General features: G+C 37.7%; 21 protein-coding genes and 1 riboswitch. Of the genes, 19 read left to right on the top strand and 2 right to left on the bottom strand.

What is annotated here, in order from left to right; genetic code table 11:
- The first annotated feature begins 147 nt into the window (after positions 1 to 147).
- A complete protein-coding gene (locus HP569_RS09920; protein ID WP_182201016.1) occupies positions 148 to 1,449 on the top strand; it encodes an NCS2 family permease in 1,302 nt (433 codons plus the stop codon).
- Between the two features lie 90 nt (positions 1,450 to 1,539).
- On the opposite strand, the gene HP569_RS09915 is transcribed toward HP569_RS09920, so the two are convergent.
- The gene (locus HP569_RS09915) at positions 1,540 to 2,022 is read right to left on the bottom strand and encodes an Hsp20/alpha crystallin family protein (protein WP_246367081.1); all 483 of its coding nucleotides are present in this window, start codon (positions 2,020 to 2,022) and stop codon (positions 1,540 to 1,542) included.
- A gap of 163 nt (positions 2,023 to 2,185) precedes the next feature.
- On the opposite strand from HP569_RS09915, the gene HP569_RS09910 reads away from it, so the two are divergent.
- From HP569_RS09910 to HP569_RS09840, 15 genes are all read left to right on the top strand, one after another.
- Positions 2,186 to 2,767: a DUF2179 domain-containing protein gene (locus tag HP569_RS09910; protein ID WP_182201015.1), complete on the top strand. Its 582-nt coding sequence runs from the start codon at positions 2,186 to 2,188 to the stop codon at positions 2,765 to 2,767.
- Positions 2,727 to 2,948: an NETI motif-containing protein gene (locus HP569_RS09905; RefSeq protein WP_182201014.1), complete on the top strand. Its 222-nt coding sequence runs from the start codon at positions 2,727 to 2,729 to the stop codon at positions 2,946 to 2,948. Before HP569_RS09910 ends, HP569_RS09905 begins: the two co-directional genes overlap by 41 nt.
- Positions 2,949 to 3,029: 81 nt before the next feature.
- A riboswitch (purine riboswitch) is annotated at positions 3,030 to 3,129 on the top strand.
- 215 nt (positions 3,130 to 3,344) lie between these two features.
- Positions 3,345 to 3,836, top strand: coding sequence for a 5-(carboxyamino)imidazole ribonucleotide mutase (gene purE, locus HP569_RS09900; protein ID WP_182201013.1), 492 nt, complete (start codon positions 3,345 to 3,347; stop codon positions 3,834 to 3,836).
- A complete protein-coding gene (purK, locus tag HP569_RS09895; protein ID WP_182201012.1) occupies positions 3,823 to 4,947 on the top strand; it encodes a 5-(carboxyamino)imidazole ribonucleotide synthase in 1,125 nt (374 codons plus the stop codon). Before purE ends, purK begins: the two co-directional genes overlap by 14 nt.
- A gap of 10 nt (positions 4,948 to 4,957) precedes the next feature.
- Positions 4,958 to 6,253 carry an adenylosuccinate lyase gene (purB, locus tag HP569_RS09890; protein WP_182201011.1) on the top strand — a complete coding sequence of 432 codons (1,296 nt, stop codon included), beginning with the start codon at positions 4,958 to 4,960 and terminating at the stop codon, positions 6,251 to 6,253.
- Positions 6,254 to 6,277: 24 nt separating this feature from the next.
- Positions 6,278 to 6,991 (top strand): phosphoribosylaminoimidazolesuccinocarboxamide synthase, encoded by a 714-nt coding sequence (purC, locus tag HP569_RS09885; protein WP_182201010.1) that lies wholly within the window; start codon positions 6,278 to 6,280, stop codon positions 6,989 to 6,991.
- A complete protein-coding gene (gene purS, locus HP569_RS09880) occupies positions 6,988 to 7,239 on the top strand; it encodes a phosphoribosylformylglycinamidine synthase subunit PurS (protein ID WP_182201009.1) in 252 nt (83 codons plus the stop codon). The genes purC and purS overlap by 4 nt, the downstream gene beginning before the upstream one ends.
- Positions 7,236 to 7,919 (top strand): phosphoribosylformylglycinamidine synthase subunit PurQ, encoded by a 684-nt coding sequence (gene purQ / locus HP569_RS09875; protein ID WP_182201008.1) that lies wholly within the window; start codon positions 7,236 to 7,238, stop codon positions 7,917 to 7,919. The genes purS and purQ overlap by 4 nt, the downstream gene beginning before the upstream one ends.
- Entirely contained in the window at positions 7,903 to 10,131 is a 2,229-nt protein-coding gene (purL, locus tag HP569_RS09870; RefSeq protein WP_182201007.1) for a phosphoribosylformylglycinamidine synthase subunit PurL, read from the top strand. The genes purQ and purL overlap by 17 nt, the downstream gene beginning before the upstream one ends.
- On the top strand, positions 10,107 to 11,519 hold the full coding sequence (purF, locus tag HP569_RS09865; protein ID WP_182201006.1) for an amidophosphoribosyltransferase: 1,413 nt from the start codon (positions 10,107 to 10,109) through the stop codon (positions 11,517 to 11,519). Before purL ends, purF begins: the two co-directional genes overlap by 25 nt.
- A 22-nt stretch (positions 11,520 to 11,541) precedes the next feature.
- Entirely contained in the window at positions 11,542 to 12,570 is a 1,029-nt protein-coding gene (gene purM / locus HP569_RS09860) for a phosphoribosylformylglycinamidine cyclo-ligase (RefSeq protein WP_182201005.1), read from the top strand.
- Positions 12,563 to 13,132 (top strand): phosphoribosylglycinamide formyltransferase, encoded by a 570-nt coding sequence (gene purN, locus HP569_RS09855; RefSeq protein WP_182201004.1) that lies wholly within the window; start codon positions 12,563 to 12,565, stop codon positions 13,130 to 13,132. The genes purM and purN overlap by 8 nt, the downstream gene beginning before the upstream one ends.
- A 28-nt stretch (positions 13,133 to 13,160) precedes the next feature.
- Positions 13,161 to 14,699 carry a bifunctional phosphoribosylaminoimidazolecarboxamide formyltransferase/IMP cyclohydrolase gene (purH, locus tag HP569_RS09850; protein ID WP_182201043.1) on the top strand — a complete coding sequence of 513 codons (1,539 nt, stop codon included), beginning with the start codon at positions 13,161 to 13,163 and terminating at the stop codon, positions 14,697 to 14,699.
- 53 nt (positions 14,700 to 14,752) lie between these two features.
- Positions 14,753 to 16,024 carry a phosphoribosylamine--glycine ligase gene (gene purD, locus HP569_RS09845; RefSeq protein WP_182201003.1) on the top strand — a complete coding sequence of 424 codons (1,272 nt, stop codon included), beginning with the start codon at positions 14,753 to 14,755 and terminating at the stop codon, positions 16,022 to 16,024.
- Between the two features lie 734 nt (positions 16,025 to 16,758).
- A complete protein-coding gene (locus HP569_RS09840) occupies positions 16,759 to 18,285 on the top strand; it encodes a BCCT family transporter (RefSeq protein WP_182201042.1) in 1,527 nt (508 codons plus the stop codon).
- Positions 18,286 to 18,374: 89 nt separating this feature from the next.
- On the opposite strand, the gene HP569_RS09835 is transcribed toward HP569_RS09840, so the two are convergent.
- Positions 18,375 to 19,520, bottom strand: a complete 1,146-nt coding sequence (locus HP569_RS09835) for a methyl-accepting chemotaxis protein (protein ID WP_182201002.1) — start codon at positions 19,518 to 19,520, stop codon at positions 18,375 to 18,377.
- A 420-nt stretch (positions 19,521 to 19,940) separates the two neighbouring features.
- Between HP569_RS09835 and HP569_RS09830 the strand changes: the two genes are divergently transcribed.
- From HP569_RS09830 to HP569_RS09820, 3 genes are read left to right on the top strand one after another with little or no spacing between them, the layout of a single operon-like run.
- Positions 19,941 to 20,969 (top strand): DUF3048 domain-containing protein, encoded by a 1,029-nt coding sequence (locus tag HP569_RS09830; protein WP_182201001.1) that lies wholly within the window; start codon positions 19,941 to 19,943, stop codon positions 20,967 to 20,969.
- A gap of 20 nt (positions 20,970 to 20,989) precedes the next feature.
- Entirely contained in the window at positions 20,990 to 21,298 is a 309-nt protein-coding gene (locus tag HP569_RS09825) for a YerC/YecD family TrpR-related protein (protein ID WP_182201000.1), read from the top strand.
- Positions 21,299 to 21,320: 22 nt separating this feature from the next.
- The gene (locus HP569_RS09820; protein WP_182200999.1) at positions 21,321 to 22,307 is read left to right on the top strand and encodes a Gfo/Idh/MocA family protein; all 987 of its coding nucleotides are present in this window, start codon (positions 21,321 to 21,323) and stop codon (positions 22,305 to 22,307) included.
- The last annotated feature ends 80 nt before the right edge of the window (positions 22,308 to 22,387 follow it).

Raw genomic sequence — 22,387 nt, 5'->3', positions numbered from 1 at the left:
CTATTTGTTATTGATAACAAATGGGTACATTCTGAACTTCTGACTAGTTATAGAACACTCTTTCCAACAAAGGTAAGGGTGTTTTTTGTTGTTTTGTTAGCTTCATCAAGAGTTATGCAAGGCAAGACGAAAGAGGAGGAAGAAAAAATGAAGAAGTTTTTTGAGTTTGACAAGCTAGGTACTGATTTCCGTACCGAAACGATTGCTGGGGTCACAACGTTCTTATCTATGGCTTATATTTTATTCGTAAACCCAGCAACATTAGCAGCGGAAGGTACTGGTATGGATGCAGGTGCTGTGTTTACTGCGACAGCGGTAGCGGCGGCTGTTGGTACGTTGATTATGGGGCTCTTAGCTAAATATCCAATTGCACTTGCGCCTGGTATGGGATTGAATGCGTTCTTTGCTTACACGGTAGTGCTTGGAAATGGCGTGCCTTGGGAAACTGCACTAAGCGCTGTACTTGTTTCTGGTCTTATTTTTATCCTATTAACGATTTCTGGTATTCGCGAAAAAATTATTAATGCGATTCCTGCTAGCTTGAAGATGGCTGTTGGAGCGGGGATTGGTTTGTTTATTGCATTTGTAGGTTTTCAGAATGCTGGTATTATCATTTCGAATCCAGCGACGATTGTTGGGTTAGGTGATCTAACAAATGGAAATACATTACTTGCTATATTCGGTGTGTTTGTAACGGTTGTTCTCATCACGCTTAACATTAAGGGTGGCGTGTTCTATGGTATGATTATTACTTCTATCGCAGGTATCATCGTAGGTTTGATTGATACTCCGACAATGATTTTTGATGCACCACCAAGTTTAGCGCCGACATTCGGGCAAGCTTTTACAAATATAGGTGATGTATTTACAGTACAAATGATTGGTGTAATATTGACATTCCTATTTGTAGACTTTTTTGATACAGCTGGAACGCTTGTTGCGGTTGCGACTAAAGCTGGATTAATGAAAGATAATAAGCTACCTAAAGCAGGAAAAGCATTATTTGCAGACTCAGCTGCGACAGTAGTTGGTGCGGCGTTAGGTACATCTACAACTACTTCGTATGTAGAATCTACTACTGGTGTTAGTGCCGGGGGACGTTCAGGTTTTACAGCTGTTGTGACAGCGATGATGTTCTTGTTAGCATTGTTCTTTTCTCCATTATTAAATGTTGTAACATCAGCAGTTACGGCTCCAGCATTGATTATTGTTGGTGTGATGATGGTGAGCTCATTGAAAGAAATTGAATGGGATCAATTTGAGATTGCTGTTCCTGCATTCCTTACATTAATTATGATGCCACTTGCTTATAGTATTGCAACTGGTATTGCGATCGGATTTGTATTCTATCCAGTTACAATGGTGGCAAAAGGAAAAATGAAAGAAGTTAACCCGATTATGTGGTTCTTGTTTGTTGTGTTTATTCTTTATTTAACATTCTTAAGCTAATAGAAAAAGTGTTGATGTGTTATCATGCACATCAACACTTTTTTTGTCAAAAATCTCTCGACAGCTCTGCCGCACATATTCGCGTGCTTGTCATTCTTCCTCTAACTGTGTAATCGTAATATGTCTGCGATCTTCATTTTGCTGAAATTGTCGATGTAATCGTAGCACAAGTAACCCATGACGATATGTTGCATCTATTTTATCTTTACGTACAGCAAAGGGTAATTCTATTGTACGGTCGAATGCTCCGTGAATAATTTCTTCTTTGATAACTTGACCGTGGTGATGTTCAAGTTTAATATCACCATTAATTACTAACGTTGATTGCGTAACATGCACATCAATATCTCTTATTTGTTGAATACCTGGCAAGTTCACATAACAAACTATTTCCTTTTCCCCCTGATACATATTGACCTGTGGAAGTGGTGGCTTTAATACATCATCAAAACCATTCCAAAAGTTCTCTCCGAAAAAATGATCCATATTTTGCTTCCAGCCTTGCATTTGTTCAAAAGGATTCATCACATTTTCCTCACTTTTTTTAAAACGTACTTGTGTTTTCTTTTTCATGTAAAGTAAAATCATCTAAGATGGGTATTACACTATATGATCCTTCCTAAGAAATGGTTCATATAATCAAAATATTTTGATTGACAATAATCAAGGGTTAGATGAATATATTGTGTGGTATCTTTAAATATAAGTGAAAACAGTTAGTAAGGGAGGATGCGTTTTGTTAGATAATGCTATTGTGATGGTGGCAATAATTTTAGTAATTAATATTTGCTACGTATCATTTTTAACTATTCGTATGATATTGACATTAAAGGGAAGACGGTATATCGCCGCAGTTATTGGAATGGCTGAAATAACGATTTATGTTGTAGGGTTAGGGTTAGTATTAGACAATCTTGATCGAATTGAAAATTTAATTGCCTATGCACTAGGTTTCGGGATAGGTGTAATCGTTGGATCCAAAATTGAAGATAAGCTTGCTTTAGGGTACATTACTGTAAATGTTATTTCATCTGATCCAGATATTTCGTTTACAAAACAGTTAAGAGAGAAAGGCTATGGAGTGACAAGTTGGTATGCATATGGAATGGATGGTGATCGTCTTTCTATGCAAATTTTAACACCTAGAAAATACGAGTTGAATCTCTATGAGACGATTAAAACAATTGATCCGAAAGCATTTATTATAGCGTATGAACCTAAACAAATTCATGGTGGTTTCTGGGTGAAACAAGTAAAAAGGGGGCGCATTTCAAAAAGTGTCAAAAAGCAAGAAGAAGCAAAACAAACAACCGAATAAGCTACGATTTATTGTTCAAGAAAATGAAACGATTGAAGCATGCTTAGATCGAATAAAAGAAGCTGGTTATCAACCGGTAAGGCGTACAGAGAAACCGATATTTAAGGAATGTCAATCAGGAGTTGAGCCTGTAGCAAGTGAAATTGTATTTGATACAGTTTTAGCTAAAAACGAACAATAACCTACATTTATAAAAAAACGTTCGATTTTATATTGACGTCTGTTGCATTCCTTGTTATGCTAAACATAGATTTTGTAGAATAACAATTAAATGTAAGTACCTCATATAATTTCAGGGATAAGGCCTGACTGTTTCTACCTGTCACCGTAAATGACGGACTATGAGGGAAGATGATGCATGTTGCATTCACATTAGTAGTTTTTTTAAGGAAAGAACTCTATTTTACCGTTGAAATTGGATCGGTAGATAGTTTATTTTCTTAACAATAACATACATAGTGATAATGAATGCTGCTGTAGCTTTTTATGTGATCAACCTATTCATCTTCTCTCCATAGAGAGGTGGATAGGTTTTTGTTTTTTTAAAAATTACCTTAAGTATGAAAGGTGGATGAATATGGCGAGGGTTGGCGTGATTATGGGAAGTATTTCTGACTGGGAAACTATGCAACATACATGCGATACGTTAGACCAATTAAACATAGATTACGAAAAACAAATCATCTCAGCACATCGAACACCAGAAGACATGTTTGATTATGCAAGTACAGCACGTGATAAAGGATTAAAAGTCATTATTGCTGGAGCTGGAGGAGCTGCACATTTACCTGGAATGGTTGCAGCGAAAACAACACTTCCTGTCATTGGTGTTCCGGTACAATCTAAAGCGCTAGATGGCATGGACTCTCTTTTATCAATTGTACAAATGCCAGCCGGTGTCCCTGTTGCAACCGTAGCTATTGGCCATGCAGGAGCAAAAAATGCTGCAATATTAGCTGCACAAATAATTGGAGCGTTCGATGCAACGGTAGCAACACGCTTAGAAAGATATCAAGAACTCTTGAAGCAAAAGGTAGCGGAAATGAGGGAAGAGCTTGCAGATAAATAAATATCTTCATGGATCAACGATTGGAATTATTGGTGGCGGACAATTAGGACGAATGATGGCAACAGCTGCTAAGCATATGGGTTATCGAATTGTCGTGTTAGATCCTACTTCAGATTGCCCGACAGCTCAAGTGGCAGACGAACAAATTGTTGCAGCATATGATGATAAGCAGGCGATTGATCAATTAGTAAATAAATGTCATGTAATCACATATGAATTTGAAAATGTTGACTTAGATCGTGCGCAGTACATAGAAGAGAAAGGCTTATTGCCACAAGGAGCAGAGTCGTTAGCGATCACACAGGATAGAGAAAAAGAAAAAGCTGCGATGGTGAAAAGCGATCAACCTGTTGCGCCATACGCAATTATTCATACAGTAACTGATCTAGACAAAGCAGTAAAAGAAATTGGTTATCCATGTGTGGTTAAAACGTGTCGTGGGGGATATGATGGAAAAGGTCAAGTCAAGCTAGAGACAGAGAAAGATCTTCCAGAAGCAATAGAGCTACTGCATCAACACAATCGACTAATCGTTGAACGTTGGATTCCATTTGACAAAGAGATTTCTATTGTGTTTACACGTTTTGCAAATGGGGAGATAAGCTATTTTCCTGTCGCTGAAAATGTACATCGGGATCATATTTTATATATGACGATCGCACCTGCAAGAATCACTCCTGATTTAGCTAATAAAGCTAAAGATGCTGCGAAAGCAATAGCAGAAACGATTAAAGTGGTTGGAACGTTTACAATTGAAATGTTTGTGAAGGATAATCAAGTGTATGTCAATGAGTTAGCACCTCGTCCGCATAATTCAGGGCATTATACAATAGAAGCATGCAATGTATCGCAATTTGAACAGCACATTCGCGCGATTTGCGGTTTGAAGCCGATTCCTGTATATTTTCATGGTGCATCAATCATGATCAACTTGTTAGGCGAGGATGTTGCTCCTTATTTTAAACAAATTGATGATTACCCAGCTCATATTCATATGTACGGTAAAGCAGCGATTAAACCAAAGAGAAAAATGGGGCATGTTACTTATATAGGGAACGATCTTGATGTATTATATGAGACATTGGTAAATAAAAAACAGATAAAGATTTAGGAGGCAGCTTATGATTGAACGTTATACAAGAGAAGAAATGGGCGCTATTTGGACAGAAGAGAATAAATATCAAGCTTGGCTAGAGGTGGAAATTTTGGCTTGCGAAGCTTGGAGTGAACTAGGATTTATTCCAAAAGAAGATGTGAAGAAGATTCGTGAACACGCATCTTTTGATATTGATCGTATTTTGGAAATTGAACAAGAAACGCGACATGATGTTGTTGCATTTACCCGCGCCGTATCAGAGAGCTTAGGAGAAGAAAAGAAATGGGTTCATTATGGCCTTACTTCTACAGATGTAGTGGATACAGCTTTATCTTATTTATTGAAGCAGGCAAATGACATCATTCGCAAAGATGTAGAACGTTTTATTGCTATTTTAAAAGACAAAGCAATCGAGCATAAACATACGGTTATGATGGGGAGAACGCATGGTGTGCATGCTGAACCAACAACTTTTGGATTGAAAATGGCACTATGGTATGAAGAAATGAAGCGAAACTTAGAGCGATTTAATGCAGCAGCAAAGGTGATTGAAACAGGGAAGTTATCTGGTGCAGTTGGAACATACGCCAATATCGATCCATTTGTTGAAAGCTTTGTTTGTGACAAATTAGGGTTAGCGGCAGCGCCTGTATCAACACAAACATTACAACGTGATCGTCATGCACAATACATGTCCGCCCTAGCGCTAATCGCTACTTCTATTGAAAAGTTTGCTACAGAAATTAGAGGACTACAAAAAACGGAAACACGTGAAGTGGAGGAGTTTTTTGCGAAAGGTCAAAAAGGATCTTCTGCGATGCCACATAAACGAAATCCAATCGGTTCTGAGAACATGACAGGTATGGCTCGTGTGATCAGAGGCTACATGATGACAGCATACGAGAACGTTTCACTATGGCATGAACGAGATATTTCCCATTCATCAGCGGAACGTGTCATTTTGCCAGATGCAACGATTGCTTTGAATTATATGTTAAATCGTTTCAGTAATATTGTGAAAAACTTGACCGTATTTCCTGAAAACATGAAGCGAAATATTGATAGAACATATGGGGTTATTTTCTCTCAACGTGTATTGCTTTCGCTAATTGATCAAGGGATGAGTCGTGAAGAAGCATATGACATAGTACAACCAAACGCGATGAAGGCGTGGGAAACTGCCACACCATTCCGTCAATTAATTGAACAAGAAGATAAGATAACCGCAACTTTATCGAAAGAACAATTAGATGATTGTTTTGATTATACGTACCATTTAAAAAACGTAGATCAGATTTTTAAGAAAATTGGTTTAGAATAAAAGATAAATCAAGGGGGATGGAACGTGAAGGCTGAATTACTTTATGAAGGAAAAGCAAAGAAAGTATATTGTGTACATGAAGATGTTAACTCGCTTGTTTTGTCTTATAAACATGATGCTACAGCATTTAATGGAGAGAAGCGAGATGTATTCGAAGGAAAAGGTCGATACAACAATTTAATTTCTGCTGCTATTTTTACTTATCTAAGTGAGCAAGGTGTAGCGAGTCATTTTAAACATGTTTTGAATGATACAGAACAGTTAGTAGAAAGAACAACAATTATTCCATTAGAAGTAGTTGTTAGAAATATTGCGGCTGGAAGTATTACAAGACGACTAGGAATTGAAGAAAAAACGGCGTTTCCATCCCCACTTGTAGAGTTTTATTATAAGGATGATCAGCTTGGAGATCCGTTAATTAATGATGCCCATGCATTATTACTGACAGATGTGACTTCAGAAGAAATAGAACAAATAAAGCAGTTGTCGTTACTAGTTAATCAGAAGCTACAGCCATTTTTTGCAGAAGTGGGCTTACAATTAATTGACTTCAAGCTTGAGTTTGGTAGAAATTATTCTAATGCAATTGTTCTGTCAGATGAAATATCACCAGATACATGCAGACTTTGGGATATAAAAACAGGGGCAAAGATGGATAAAGATGTGTTTCGAGAAGGATTAGGTGATTTAGTAGAGGTGTATGAAGCAATCTTAAATCGACTGGAGGCTGTCAAATGAAAAAAGCATTAGTTTACATTACGTTAAAAGAAGGTGTACTAGACCCACAAGGGAAGACGGTTCAGCATTCCTTAGATACGCTTGGCTATGCAGGGGTTAAAGAAGTGCGGGTAGGTAAATATTTAGAGCTTTTAATAGAAGATGAAGGTGCGGTTGAAGCACAGGTAGAAGAAATGTGTGAAAAGCTTTTAGCAAATCCAGTGATTGAAAACTATACCTATACGATAGAGGAGGTTGTCACACTGTGAAGTTTGCTGTGATTGTCTTTCCGGGATCCAATTGTGATCGTGATATGTACCATGCCGTAACTGATGCACTAGGAGAAGAAGCTGATTTAGTTTGGTATCAAGGTGCAAAACTAGAAAACTATGATGCTATTTTACTTCCAGGTGGTTTTTCTTATGGTGACTATCTTCGTTCAGGTGCGATTGCTTCCACCTCTGATATTGTTGCCCAATTAAAGGAACATGTAAGGAAAGGTAAATCTGTCTTAGGTGTATGTAATGGATTTCAAATTTTACTAGAATCAGGTCTACTTCCAGGTGCTATGATGCGGAACAAAGATTTAAAATTTATTTGTCATCATGAGGATCTGCGTGTTGTCAATCATCACTCTATGTTCACCACGGCTTATGAGCAAGATGAGATTATCTCAATTCCAGTTGCTCATGGAGAAGGAAATTATTATTGTGATGAGGAGACATTGGCAAAACTTAAGGCGAACAATCAAATTGTCTTTACATATGAGAATAATCCAAACGGTTCTGTAGAAGATATTGCAGGTATTATTAACGAAGCAGGAAATGTATTAGGGATGATGCCACACCCAGAACGTGCAGCAGAATCAATTTTAGGTTCAGCTGATGGTTTAAAACTATTTCAATCAATCGTAGAGAATTGGAGGAAAGCATATGTTACAGGAGCCTGAGCTTACACCAGAAGTAATTGAGGAAAAACGAGTCTATCAAGAAATGGGTCTTACTGATGAAGAGTTCTCTACCATAAAAGAAATCTTAGGTCGTTTGCCTAATTTCACGGAGATCGGTATCTTTTCTGTGATGTGGTCAGAGCACTGTAGTTATAAAACCTCTAAACCGTTATTAAAGAAGTTTCCAACCAAAGCACCGCATGTTCTGCAAGGGCCAGGTGAGGGAGCAGGGGTTGTAGATATTGGAGATGGGCAAGCAGTTGTTTTTAAAATAGAAAGTCACAATCATCCGTCTGCAGTTGAGCCTTATCAAGGAGCGGCTACAGGTGTTGGTGGAATTATTAGAGATGTATTTTCAATGGGCGCACGTCCAATTGCCACGCTAAACTCGTTACGTTTCGGAAATCTTACGAATGGCCGAGTGAAGTATTTATTTGATGAAGTAGTTCATGGGATAGCTGGTTACGGAAACTGTGTAGGTGTACCGACTGTCGGTGGGGAAATCCAATTTGATGATAGTTATGAAGGTAATCCATTAGTGAATGCGATGTGTGTTGGTCTGATTGATCAAAAGGATATGCAAAAAGGAATAGCATCAGGTATCGGCAATACAGTATTGTATGTTGGTTCTAAAACAGGTAGGGATGGTATTCATGGTGCAACCTTTGCATCCGAAGATTTAACAGAAGATTCGGAAAGTAAACGTTCATCTGTACAAGTTGGCGACCCATTTATGGAAAAATTATTAATAGAAGCGTGCCTAGAAGTCATCCATTCTGACGCGCTTGTTGGTATGCAAGATATGGGAGCGGCTGGCTTAACTTCCTCAGCGAGTGAAATGGCGAGTAAAGCTGGTACAGGAATGGAGCTTAATCTAGATTTCATTCCACAAAGGGAAGAAAACATGACAGCCTATGAAATGATGCTTTCTGAATCGCAAGAACGCATGCTACTTGTGGTGAAGCAAGGTCGCGAACAAGAAATCCAAGACGTGTTTGCTAAATATGATTTAGAAGCAGTGGCGGTTGGAACGGTTACGGATGATAAGCAATTTCGTTTACTTCACCATGGAAAAGTCGTGACAGATGTTCCTGTTGATGCGCTAGCAGAAGATGCACCAGTTTATTATAAACCTTCAAAAGTACCAAGTTATTTTGAGGAATATCAGGCAATGGACGATTACTTACCACAAGTGACCGATCACCAAGCAGTATTAAAGCAGCTTTTACAGCAACCAACCATTGCAAGTAAAGAATACGTTTATGATCAATATGATTCAATGGTTCAGGCAAATACTGTTCTTGCTCCAGGTTCTTCTGCTGCAGTTGTTCGTGTTCGCGGATATGATAAAGCATTAGCAATGACAACAGATTGTAACTCTAGATATCTGTATTTAGATCCGGAGACAGGTGGAAAAATCGCTGTCGCAGAAGCAGCACGTAATATTGTCTGTTCTGGTGCGAAACCTTTGGCATTAACGGATGGATTAAATTTTGGTAATCCAGATAAACCAGAGATCTTCTGGCAAATGGAAAAAAGCGTAGATGGTATGAGTGAAGCGAGTCTAGCTTTAAACACACCCGTTATTAGTGGAAATGTTTCTTTGTATAATCAATCCAATGAACAGGCGATTTTCCCAACACCAATTGTAGGGATGGTTGGCTTACATCAATCGCTTAAAGATATTACACCATCTTTCTTTCAATCGAACGGCGACTTAATTTATATAATTGGTGAAACGAAAGCTGAGTTTGGTGGTAGTGAGCTACAAAACATCTTAGAAAAACGCTATTTCGGAAAAGCGCCAGCAATTGATTTGACAATTGAAGCAAAGCGTCAAAATGCATTGTTACAAGCGATTCAAGCTGATTTAGTTGAATCAGCTCAAGACTTAGCTGAAGGTGGTCTTGCTGTAGCGCTTGCGGAAAGTTTATTTTCAGAAAAGCAACTCGGCTGTGAGATTGCAGTGGAAGGTGATTTAACAACAGCACTATTTAGTGAAACCCAATCTCGTTTTCTAGTGACAGTAAAACAAGCGAATCAATCAGCGTTTGAAGCAGCAGTAGAGGACGCAAAATGTATTGGTGAAGTTACGGATAGTAAAGAGCTTGTTATTCGTCATGATAACCAAGTGGCAATCAAAGAGTCAGTAGCGGATTTATGTGATTTATGGAAGGGAGCTATTCCATGCTTGCTGAAATCAAAGGCTTAAATGAAGAATGTGGTGTGTTTGCAATATGGGGGCATGATAAAGCGGCTGAGATGACCTATTATGGTTTACATGCTATGCAGCATCGCGGACAAGAAGGTGCTGGTATTGTAGCAAGTGACGGTGAGATGCTTCACCTCCATAAAGGAAATGGATTGATCAATGAGGTGTTTCAAAAAGGCGAATTTAATCGTTTAAGAGGAAGGGCTGCCTTAGGTCATGTTCGTTATGCAACACAAGGTGGTGGCGGATACGAAAACGTTCAGCCGTTACTATTCCGTTCGCAAAAAAACAGTATGGCATTAGCTCATAACGGAAATTTAGTAAATGCCTATGCGTTGAAAAATCAATTAGAGGCACAAGGGAGTATTCTGCAAACGACTGCTGATACAGAAGTGATTGCTCATTTAATTAAACGTAGTGGCCACTTGAACATGGAAGAGGCAATCAAGCAAGCGCTAGGAATGATTAAAGGAGCTTATGCTTTTTCCATTTTAACCGAGGATAAATTGTATGTTGCGTTAGATCCAAGAGGTTTGCGTCCTCTCTCTATTGGCAAATTAGGCGATGCCTATGTTATTGCATCAGAAACTTGTGCATTCGATTTAATTGGCGCAACGTATGAGCGTGAAGTAAAGCCTGGAGAATTAATTACAATTGATGATACAGGACTTACAACAACAACCTTTTCTTCACCGATGCAGCGTACCCTTTGTTCGATGGAATATGTTTATTTCTCTCGACCTGATAGTAATTTGAACGGTTTAAATGTGCATGCAAGTAGAAAGATAATGGGCAAACAGCTTGCTTATGAATCACCTGTTGAAGCAGATGTTGTTACTGGTGTGCCAGACTCTAGTATTTCTGCGGCTATCGGCTTTTCAGAAGCGAGTGGTATCCCTTATGAACTTGGTTTAATTAAAAATCGTTATGTTGGCCGTACTTTTATTCAGCCTTCTCAAGAGCTTCGCGAGCAAGGAGTGAAAATGAAACTATCTCCAGTTAGAGGTATTGTGAATGGGAAGCGAGTTGTCATGGTAGATGACTCGATTGTTCGAGGTACAACAAGTAGACGTATTGTTCGGTTGTTAAAAGAAGCAGGAGCAAAAGAGGTGCATGTTCGGATTGCTTCCCCTCCAATTGAAAATCCTTGTTATTACGGGATTGATACTTCTACAAAGGGAGAGTTAATCGCAGCTAATCATGGGTTGGAAGAAATGCGTGAGATTATTGGTGCAGATAGCTTAGTATTCCTTACAACAGAAGGATTAGAAAAATCAATTGTAACAGAATCAGATTCAATGGAGCACGGCATATGTAAAGCTTGTTTTACAGGTAACTATCCAACGGAAATTTATCCAGAAACAGTTATCCCTGCTTATAAGGAGTAATCTTGCAAAAGGAGCGAAGCAAATGAGCGATCGATATAAAGAAGCTGGTGTAGATGTACATGCAGGCTATAAAGCAGTTGATTTAATGAAAAAGCATATTAAAACTACTAATAGAGAAGAAGTAATTGGTGGAGTAGGTGCATTTGCGGGATTGTTTGATTTAAGCGAATTTCATTATAAGCAGCCTGTTTTAGTTTCTGGTACGGACGGTGTTGGTACGAAGCTTAAGCTAGCTTTTTCAATGAATAAGCATGACACTGTAGGCATTGACTTAGTCGCGATGTGTGTGAATGATATTGTTGCACAAGGAGCAGATCCACTCTTTTTTCTAGATTATATAGCTTGTGGAAAAAATGACCCGGAACAAATTGAGCAAATTGTGAAAGGGATTAGTACAGGGTGTGTAGATAGTGGTTGTGCACTTATTGGCGGAGAAACAGCAGAAATGCCAGGAATGTATCAGCAGGGGGAATATGATTTAGCTGGATTTGTTGTTGGGATTGCAGAGAAGAATAAGATTATTACAGGCGAGCATATTCAGTCAGGAGATAAGATTATTGGTATTTCATCAAGTGGTGTTCATGCGAATGGATTTTCATTAGTAAGAAAAATTATTGCTGATCAAGCACTAAATTATCATGATTTCATTGAATCACTTGGTATGACTTTAGGAGAAGCTTTGCTGACACCGACAAGGATTTATGCTAAAGCGGTGAAACAATTAAAAGATATAATGGAACTCAGAGGAATTAGCCATATTACTGGTGGTGGTTTTTATGAAAATATTCCAAGAGCCTTACCAGATCATCTAGGTGCTACGATCTATCAAGGAAGCTGGACTGTACCTAAAATTTTCCCATTTTTACAGGAGCAAGCGAATCTCACGATGGAGGATATGTTCGGTGTATTTAATATGGGGGTTGGCATGGCGATCGTTGTAGCGGAAGAAAATGTGCAAAAAGCGATCAGCATATTACAGGATTGTGGTGAACAAGCTACTATTATCGGTGAAGTAACAGAGCAACCAGGGGTGAATGTGATTGATGACTAAGCCAAAGATTGCTGTGTTTGCCTCAGGATCAGGTAGTAATTATCAAGCCATTTTTGAAGCAATTGAAAAAGGAGAATTGATCTGTGATTTAGCTTTACTTATTACAGATCAGCCATCTGCAAAGGTAATTGAAAAGGCGCAAGATAACAATACAGCCTATGCTGCCTTTCAACTATCGGATTATGCAACGAAGGCGGACTTTGAATCAGCTGTGCTAGAACAATTGCGTTCATATAAAGTTGATTGGATTATTTTAGCTGGTTATATGCGATTGATTGGTCCAACCTTACTTCAAGCGTATGAAAGAAAAATAATTAATATCCACCCATCATTACTTCCTGCTTTTCCAGGGTTAGATGCGATCGGTCAAGCATTTCAAGCAGGAGTGAAGGTAACGGGTGTGACGATTCATTATGTGGATGAAGGAATGGATACAGGCAAAATTATAGCGCAAGAACCGGTGAGGATTTCTAGTAATAGTAATAAACAGCATTTGCAAGAACAGATACAACGGATAGAGCATCAACTTTACCCAGAGACAATTCAACAAGTAATTACATAAGGATGAAAGTAGGAGGACAAACAGAATGATGAAAAAACGCGCTTTAATTAGTGTATCAGATAAGAGAGAAATCGTTTCTTTTGCAAAGGGATTGGAAGATTTAGATTATGAAATCATTTCAACAGGTGGAACATTAAATGTATTGCAAGATGCAGGTGTTGATGCAAAACCAGTTTCTTCGGTAACTAATTTTGAAGAAATATTAGATGGAAGAGTGAAAACACTTCATCCTTACATTCATGCAGGATTATTAGCGCGTCGTGATGACCTTGAGCATCAACAACAATTAGAAGAGCGTGAAATTGCCCCGATTGATGTAGTTGTCGTTAATTTATATCCATTTAAAGAAACAATTGCAAAAGAAGGCGTTACAGAAGCGGATGCGATTGAGAATATTGATATTGGTGGTCCGACAATGTTACGTGCTGCCGCAAAGAATTTTCAAGATGTAACGGTAGTGGTGGACCCTGCTGATTATCAAGAAGCAGTGCAACAACTAGCGGTAGAAAAAGAAAAAAACGTAGCGTTTCGCAAACGGTTAGCAGCAAAAGTGTTTCGTCACACAGCAAATTATGATGCGCTAATTGCAAATTATTTTAATGAGATTACCGATGAAGATACGCCAGATACATATACAAGCACATATGAAAAGGTACAAACATTGCGTTACGGTGAGAATCCGCACCAACAGGCAGCTTTTTATCGAGATCCAAATAGTAAGGGAGCATCGATTGCGCATGCGAAACAATTACATGGAAAAGAGCTGTCATATAACAATATACAGGACGCCAATGCGGCATTAGAGATTGTTTTAGAATTTGGTGAGCATCCAGCAGCCGTAGCGGTAAAACATATGAATCCATGTGGGGTTGGAATCGGCTCTACTATTTCGGATGCATTCGCTAAAGCATATGAAGCTGATTCTACTTCTATTTTTGGTGGAATAGTTGCGTTAAATCGTGAAGTGGATGTAGCTACCGCAAATCAATTAAAAGATATTTTCCTTGAAATCGTAATTGCGCCTAGCTTTACGAAAGAAGCATTAGATATTTTAACAATAAAACCAAATATCCGATTATTAGAAACGCCGATAGAAATGAATGAAAATGACAAAAAGAAAGTTGTCAGTGTGGTAGGCGGTTTATTAGTGCAAGATCGTGACTTTGGTGAAGTAAACACGGATGCGTTGACGATTGCAACCGATCGAAAACCAAACGAATCAGAATTAGCCTCAATGTTGTTTGCTTGGAAAGTAGTAAAGCACGTGAAGTCAAATGCTATTGTTGTAGCTAACGACGAACAAACACTTGGCGTTGGTGCAGGGCAAATGAATCGTGTTGGAGCAGCGACCATCGCTCTCGAGCAAGCAGCAGACAAAGCAAACGGAGCTGTACTAGCATCTGACGCGTTTTTCCCAATGCCTGACACAGTGGAAGCTGCAGCAAAAGCGGGGATTAAAGCAATTATTCAACCAGGTGGTTCAAAACGTGACCAGGATTCTATTGATGTTTGTAACCAATATGGTGTCGCAATGGTATTTACAAGCATGCGTCACTTTAAACATTAATCGGTATAAACAGTTTATACAGGGAAAATATTTATAATAATGGGGGCGGTTTAATGAAGGTATTAGTTGTTGGAAGTGGCGGGAGAGAACATAGCATTGTAAAAAAGTTAGTTGAAAGCAATCAAGTATCCAATATTTATGCTGCACCTGGGAATGGCGGCATTTCAGCAGAAGCTACTTGTGTCGACATTCGTGAAACAGAAATCGATAAATTAGTTACTTTTGCTCGAGATATGCAAATCGATTGGACAATTGTTGGCCCAGAAGTTCCTTTGATTGAAGGTATTGTTGATGCATTTCAGCTAGCCGATTTACGCATATTTGGTCCGACTAAAAAAGCTGCAATCATTGAGGGAAGTAAAGATTTTGCAAAAGCTTTTATGAAACGTCATCATATTCCAACAGCTAACTATGCTACATTTACTGACTGTGACCAAGCAAAAGCCTATATTCAAAAAAATGGCGCTCCTATTGTTATTAAAGCCGATGGACTAGCGGCGGGCAAAGGTGTTGTTGTTGCTACAACCGTTGAGCAAGCAATTGAAGCAGTAGAATCGATGTTATTAGACAATCGATTTGGTGGTGCTGGAAGCCGCGTCGTTATTGAAGAATTTCTTGAAGGAAAAGAATTTACTTTGATGGCATTTGTAAATGGGTCAAAAGTTTATCCATTATTACCTGCGAGAGATCATAAACGCGCATATGACGATGACCAAGGGCCAAACACTGGAGGGATGGGAGCCTATTCGCCAGTCCCTGATCTGGACCAGTCCGTCATTCGAGAGGTAGAAGAACATATTTTACAAAAGGCAGCAGAAGGAATGGTGCAAGAAGATAGACCTTTTACAGGCATTCTTTATGCAGGAATAATTGAAACGATGAATGGTCCGAAAGTAATTGAGTTTAATGCTCGATTAGGAGATCCAGAAACACAAGTTGTTCTCCCATTATTAGAAAATGATCTTATACAAGTTATTGAAGATGTAATGAATGAAAAAGACCCTGTGTTGAAATGGAAAGAGGGATATGCAATTGGAGTCGTTGTTGCCTCAAAAGGATACCCAGGGACTTACGAAAAACAAATTCCTTTGCCAAGTTTTATCGAAAATGCTGAAAGTTATGTTGTGCATGCAGGAACAATACTTGCGGAGAACAACACTTATCAAGCGATAGGTGGGCGAGTCCTATTAGTTGGTGCGGTTGAAGAAACAATAGAGAAAGCCCATCAATCTGTTTATAACTTTTTAAAGCAATTCGAACAAACAAATGACTTTTTCTTTCGGAGAGATATAGGCCGAACAAAAATAAACGTTAAGAATAGCTAAAAGTTGATTAACAAATGCCGAATTTTGATACTAATCAAAACTCGGCATTTGTTTTAGAATTAAATGGCTGTTTGGATATGCATTAGTCCGTTTTCGAGCACAAGCCCGCGATTTTCTGCCTCTAGTGATCGAAATACCGATTAATTCGAACACAAGGATCCGATTTTCCATCCCTAGCGACCGAAATACATATTAATTTGAACAAAAGCCCGCGATTTTCTGTCTCTAGTGATTGAAATACATATTAATTTGAACAAAAGCCCGCGATTTTCTGCCCCTAGTGATCGAAATACTGATTAATTCGAACAAAAGCACCTGATTCTCCATCCTTAGTGACCGAAAAACTATCGATTCGAACACAAGCTTCCGATTTTCCATCCCATACGCCCTAATCGAATCCAATTCACCAAATTCTCACTAAATCATTTACACAGATGATAAATTAAAATAATTGACTATTTTTATTCAAAAATATATAATCGCTTTTCGTGTGCTTGGATATATGAGTATGTAATTAGCACAGTTTGACAAAAAATAGTGCGCAAGTGGTTTGTTATTAAATAGGAACGAGATAGTTAATTAATTTCTAGAAAAATTCTATTATTGCATACTGAATGAACTTACAAACAATTGCTTAAACTAAGGTGAAGAAACTTAGTTGTTGGCACTTGCCTCTAACAAAAACTAGGAGGAAAACAGTGGGAAAAGAAGAAGGTAATACAGATAAACACAAAATGGACAAACCCGTCTTTTATATTAGTGGAGGGTTGTTACTTTCATTTGTATTTTTAGCAATTATTGATTTAAATATGGTACAAGAGTGGATTAATTCCTCTTTTAATTTTGCGGCTAAATATTTCGGTTCATATTGGGAATTATTGTTGTTAGCGAATTTTGTCATTGCAATCGGCTTAGCAATTTCGAAATATGGAAAAATTCGATTAGGTAAAATGGATAGTCCAGAGAATGGTTATTATCGATGGATTGCGATGATTCTATGTACATTACTTGCGAGTGGTGGAGTGTTCTGGGCAGCTTCAGAACCGATGATGCATTTTATTACTACACCACCATTGTTTGATAATCAATCTGGAACAATGGGTGGAGTGAATGCGGCTCTTGCACAGAGTTTCTTGCATTGGGGATTTCTTGCATGGTCGATGTTAGGAACGTTGGCTACTGTTGTATTAATGTATGTGCATTATCATAAAGGCTATCCAATGAAGCCAAGAGGTATGCTTTATCCGTTATTTGGTGAAAAGATATTCTCGAAAAAAAGTATTATAGGAACTGCTACTGATGTTATTTCAATTGTGGCTGTAGCAGGTGGTACGATGGGGCCAATTGGTTTTCTTGGTCTTCAGTTAGGCTACGGATTACATGAATTATTCGGTATTCCTAATACATTGGTAACGAATATTATTGTAGTGACAGTATTAATAATAATGGCGGCAATTTCGGTTGCGAGTGGTGTAGACCGAGGAATTCAACTTCTAAGTCGAATCAATGTCGGTTTAACCGTATTTTTAGCTGCTTGCATGCTTATTGTAGGTCCTACAATGTTCATTATAAATAAATTTATTTCTGGTCAAGGATTCTATTTAGAAAATTTCTTAACTATGGCTTTATATCAAGGTGATCCAGCCTGGTTAAGCTGGTGGACAGTCTTTTTCTGGGGATGGTTTTTAGGCTATGGTCCAATGATGGCTATTTTTATCGCTAGAATTTCACGAGGCAGAACAATCCGCGAATTAGTTCTTGCAGTAGCCATTATTTCACCACTTGTGACTAACTTTTGGTTTGCGATCGTTGGTGGAACAGGGATTAAAGCAGAAATAGATTCACCAGGTTCAATTTCAGCACCATTAGATGCTGGTGGAATGCCTGCTGGAGTAATGGCAATTATGGATCAGCTTCCGTTTGGCTTTTTCTTAGCCATTGGCTTCTTAATTGTAACGCTAGTCTTTGTAGCAACAACAGTTGATTCTATTTCATATACTGTATCGGTTTCATTAACCGGAAACGATCAGCCAAGTCGAATAATGCGTGTTTTCTGGGTATTGATGTTTGGTGTGTTATCCATTGTTCTTCTAGCAATCGGTGAAAATAGTATTGAGGCAATTCAGAATGCGATTGTCGTGACAGCTGTTCCGGTCTCTTTCATTATGCTACCTACATTATGGGGAGCAATCCAAGTGGCAAGAAAATTAGCTGTTGAACAAAACATTATTGCAAAAGTTGAGAAATATAAAAAGAAGTAAAATAAAATGAAGCACTTCAATTACGTGTTAGTAGAAAAAGCGTTAGATAAGCCTTATTAGCTATCTAACGCTTTTTGTTAATGTGAATTTTATATAATGGTTTTAAAAGATGAGTTTAATTCATGTACTTCGTCTTCAACTTCTTTAGTTTTTGTTAAAGCGTTTGTTACCGTTGTGTTTAGATCCATTATACTATCTGTTGTTTGTTCTGTTTTTGTTGTTAGCTGTTCCATTGTTGTGGAGATTTCATCACTTGATATTGTTACTTCTTGTGTATGTTGGTTCACATTTTCAATTACACGAATTTTAGCAACAATGTTTGATGCAATGTCTTCAAAACCTTCATTTATGGATAAGATTTTTTTTGCTTCTTCATTAATATGTTGGGCGCGATTTTCTGATTGTTTAGTAATGTAATCTACGTCTTGAAGGACGTGACTTACTGTATTCTTAATTTGCTTTGTAGCTTCAACGGATCTTTCTGCAAGTTTCCGCACTTCCTCTGCTACAACAGAAAAACCTTTCCCATTTTCGCCGGCTCTTGCAGCCTCAATGGAAGCATTTAATGCTAATAAATTTGTTTGTTCTGAGATATCATTAATTACTGTAACAATTTCAACAATTTTTCTGACTTCCTCAGCTAGCTCTACCATGCTATTCTTCGCACTCTCTGAGCTAGCAGCTATTTCTTCCATAATGTTAGAGGAGTGATTAATTTTCACTACTCCTTCTTCTGTTTTTATTTTCATATAGTTAAATGATGTAGTAATGTTATTTACTTCAGAAGCGATTGACTTGAATTTTTCGTTCATATTTTCTGCTACGGCTGATGTTTCTTCAAAGCCGCCTAATTGTTCTTGAGAAGATGCTGTAATAGTCTCAAAATGTTGATGCAGCGAAGTGATCTTATCTGTAAGTTCATTCATATTTTTTGAAATGCTTGTTGATTTATCCTCCACTACTTGGATTTGTTTATGTTGTCTGCTCTGAAATTGTCTAATATTATCAAATAATAGATTTAATCTAGCTCCTAATAACCCAATTTCATTTGTTTCTTTCAATTCAATATGTACATCGCTATCGCCGTTTTCAAACAATTGGATTTTCTTCTCCATCTGTTTGATAGGTCGTAGAATGAAGTATTGTAATAAGACACTAATTAATAGTGTAGCTACAATAATATTCATAAAATTATTTAACCAGATACCAATGACTCCTAAGTTAATGTTGGTCATTTCAATGAGATTAATAATAAAATTAGAGATGGTCGTATTAAATAATAGAACTAAAACGAGAGATATAACTATTCTAAACTGGATTTTTTGCCGAAAAGGCAATTTTTTTCTTGGTGCATGATAATTTTCCTCCTGGAAGTAATATAGTTTCTTTATTACCCTATAATTAATATTGTGAAACATTGAATTTTCCTTATTAAAAAATAGAGATTAAATCATAACAGATAGATAGTCAAATAGCTATCAATTTTAATTATTGAAAATAGTACTTTTGTTTGATTCATAGATAACGGTCAACAGCGTTTTTTTCGTTTAACAAATAAATCAATGATAGTTCCGATTAAGTTTGTTATAATCAAATAAAGTATTAGCAATGGAAATGATAGAAACCAGATAATGAATAAAGGATGTGCGTATACAATGAAAAAACGATCAGTCATCATTTCTTTTTTTATCCTACTTCTTTTTTTGACAGTTGGATGCTCTAAAGATGAAAAGGCTGGAGAGGACTTAGAGCCAAAAAAAGAACCTGAAGTTTCAGACAAACAAGAGTTATCGAATACATATCCGTTAACTGGTGTAAAAACAAATCAAACCGTAGACAATCGGGCTGTTGCTGTGATGGTTAATAATCATCCGAAAGCAAGGCCTCAAACAGGGTTATCGAAAGCAGATATTGTTTTTGAAATTTTAGCAGAAGGAAATATTACACGCTTTATGGCGATTTACCAAAGTGAACAGCCTGAAGAAGTTGGCCCGGTAAGAAGTGCACGTCCATATTATTTTAATACGGCTGATGATTATGGCGCATTATATGTCTATCATGGAGCGGCTGGGTTTATTGAAGATATGCTAGCAGGAGGAGCGGCTGACTATTTAAATGGTGCTTATTATGATAATGACGGTCATTTATTTAAGCGCTCAAGCTCACGAGTAGCCCCTCACAATTCATATTTACAGTTTCAATCTGTTTATGATGTAGCTGAACAAAAAGGGTACGACATTACTGCTAATCATAAGGTTTTAGAATTTTTAGATGAAGAAGCTACTATTGATGGCGGTGCAGCGACAGAAGTATCATTTAATTATAATTCGACTCCAGTACGATATGTTTATGATACAGAAACAGAGAAATATCAGCGTTTTAATGGACAAAGCCAGACAAAGGAATTGAAATCAGAAGCACCTATTCAATTAGATAACGTGTTTATTTTAGAAACATATCATAAGGTTGTAGACAGTGCAGGTAGAAGAGAAATTGATTTAACATCTGGTGGTAATGCATACTTATTACAAAAAGGTAAAGTTCAAAAAATTCAATGGGAAAATCGCGACGGTAAAATTATTCCTGTCAGACAGGGGGAACCTGTTGGATTAGTACCAGGGAAAACATGGATCAATGTAATTCCATCTAGCCCAGGCTTAGAAGGTGTGACGATTACTGAATAATGAAAGGATGAATGAACTACATGCAAATAGATAAATTGCGCGGGGAGCAATTAGATCAGTTATTTGATGCAATTCTAACCCTTGAAACAAGAGAGGAATGCTATCAATTTTTTGATGATATAGCAACGATGAGTGAAGTCCAATCGTTCGCTCAACGACTACAAGTAGCAAAAATGCTAGAAGAAGGACGAACGTATCACGCAATTGTTGAAGAATCTAGAGCATCAACAACAACAATTTCGCGTGTAAAGCGCTGTTTGACATACGGAAATGATGGCTATCAGATGGTGTTAGGGCGTTTGCAAGACTCAGAACAAAAAGATAATTAATAGTTTGACTAGGAGGGGTATAATGGTCCGTTTTGGTATTATCGGGACGAATTGGATTACCGAAAGTTTTATTAATGGAGCATCAGAAATAGAAGAATTTGAATTAACGAGTGTTTATTCTCGAACAAAAGAAAAAGCAGAGGAATTTGCGAATAAGTTCGAGGCTTCTATAGAAACATTTACAGATTTAGACGCTTTTTTTCAACATGATAAGCTAGATGCTGTCTATATAGCAAGTCCCAATGCATTTCACGCAAAGCAAGCGATTCAAGCGATGCAGCATGGCAAACACGTCATTGTTGAAAAACCGATGGCCTCGAATACAAGAGAGGTACAAGAAATGTTTGATGTTGCAAAAGCAAATAACGTCGTCTTGATGGAAGCTTTGAAAACGACGTTCTTGCCGAATTTCCAAGCAATACAAGACAACCTACATAAGATTGGTCAGGTTCGTCGGTATTTCTCAAGCTTTTGCCAATATTCATCACGATATGATGCGTATAAAGAAGGTACAGTTCTGAATGCATTTAAACCTGAATTATCAAATGGCTCATTAATGGATATAGGAATATACTGTATTTATCCAATGGTTGCCCTTTTTGGTAAGCCAAATAAAGTATATGCCAATGCATATATGCTAGACTCAGGAGTAGATGGACAAGGAAGTGTAATGTTTGATTATGATGAGTTAAACGGTGCAGTAATGTATTCAAAAATTACAAATTCCTATTTGCCATCTGAAATTCAAGGTGAAGAAGGATCTATCGTAATAGACAAAATCAGTCGTCCGACAAAAGTAGAAATTTACTATAAGGATGGAACAATAGAAGATATTACTCGCCCGCAAAAAGAGAATTCGATGTATTACGAAGCGAAAGGCTTTATTGATGCCATTCATGCAGGACAAACTGAATCACCAGTTAATACGTACGAAAAATCTTACACGACAGCCACAATCCTAGAAGAAGCAAGAAAACAAATCGGACTAACCTTTCCAGCAGATAAGTAATACTCACTGTACCGATGATTGTACATAACAATCATCGGTACAGTTTTTTAAATAGTAGAAAACCAAAATTAATCTGTGTC

Origin of the sequence: Paraliobacillus salinarum, from assembly GCF_014083865.1 — a bacterium.
GTDB lineage: Bacteria > Bacillota > Bacilli > Bacillales > Amphibacillaceae > Paraliobacillus > Paraliobacillus salinarum.
The sequence above is the reverse complement of the archived record's forward strand: the minus strand, read 5'-3'. Positions and strand labels throughout refer to the sequence as shown.

Bases quoted from the DNA above. Each gene is read 5' to 3' on its own strand.
- HP569_RS09920 (WP_182201016.1), top strand. From the start codon at position 148: ATGAAGAAGTTTTTTGAGTTTGACAAGCTAGGTACTGATTTCCGTACC.
- HP569_RS09915 (WP_246367081.1), bottom strand. From the start codon at position 2,022: ATGAAAAAGAAAACACAAGTACGTTTTAAAAAAAGTGAGGAAAATGTG.
- purE (WP_182201013.1), top strand. From the start codon at position 3,345: ATGGCGAGGGTTGGCGTGATTATGGGAAGTATTTCTGACTGGGAAACT.
- purB (WP_182201011.1), top strand. From the start codon at position 4,958: ATGATTGAACGTTATACAAGAGAAGAAATGGGCGCTATTTGGACAGAA.
- purS (WP_182201009.1), top strand. From the start codon at position 6,988: ATGAAAAAAGCATTAGTTTACATTACGTTAAAAGAAGGTGTACTAGAC.
- purL (WP_182201007.1), top strand. From the start codon at position 7,903: ATGTTACAGGAGCCTGAGCTTACACCAGAAGTAATTGAGGAAAAACGA.
- purF (WP_182201006.1), top strand. From the start codon at position 10,107: ATGCTTGCTGAAATCAAAGGCTTAAATGAAGAATGTGGTGTGTTTGCA.
- purM (WP_182201005.1), top strand. From the start codon at position 11,542: ATGAGCGATCGATATAAAGAAGCTGGTGTAGATGTACATGCAGGCTAT.
- purN (WP_182201004.1), top strand. From the start codon at position 12,563: ATGACTAAGCCAAAGATTGCTGTGTTTGCCTCAGGATCAGGTAGTAAT.
- purH (WP_182201043.1), top strand. From the start codon at position 13,161: ATGAAAAAACGCGCTTTAATTAGTGTATCAGATAAGAGAGAAATCGTT.
- purD (WP_182201003.1), top strand. From the start codon at position 14,753: ATGAAGGTATTAGTTGTTGGAAGTGGCGGGAGAGAACATAGCATTGTA.
- HP569_RS09840 (WP_182201042.1), top strand. From the start codon at position 16,759: ATGGACAAACCCGTCTTTTATATTAGTGGAGGGTTGTTACTTTCATTT.
- HP569_RS09835 (WP_182201002.1), bottom strand. From the start codon at position 19,520: ATGACCAACATTAACTTAGGAGTCATTGGTATCTGGTTAAATAATTTT.
- HP569_RS09830 (WP_182201001.1), top strand. From the start codon at position 19,941: ATGAAAAAACGATCAGTCATCATTTCTTTTTTTATCCTACTTCTTTTT.
- HP569_RS09825 (WP_182201000.1), top strand. From the start codon at position 20,990: ATGCAAATAGATAAATTGCGCGGGGAGCAATTAGATCAGTTATTTGAT.
- HP569_RS09820 (WP_182200999.1), top strand. From the start codon at position 21,321: ATGGTCCGTTTTGGTATTATCGGGACGAATTGGATTACCGAAAGTTTT.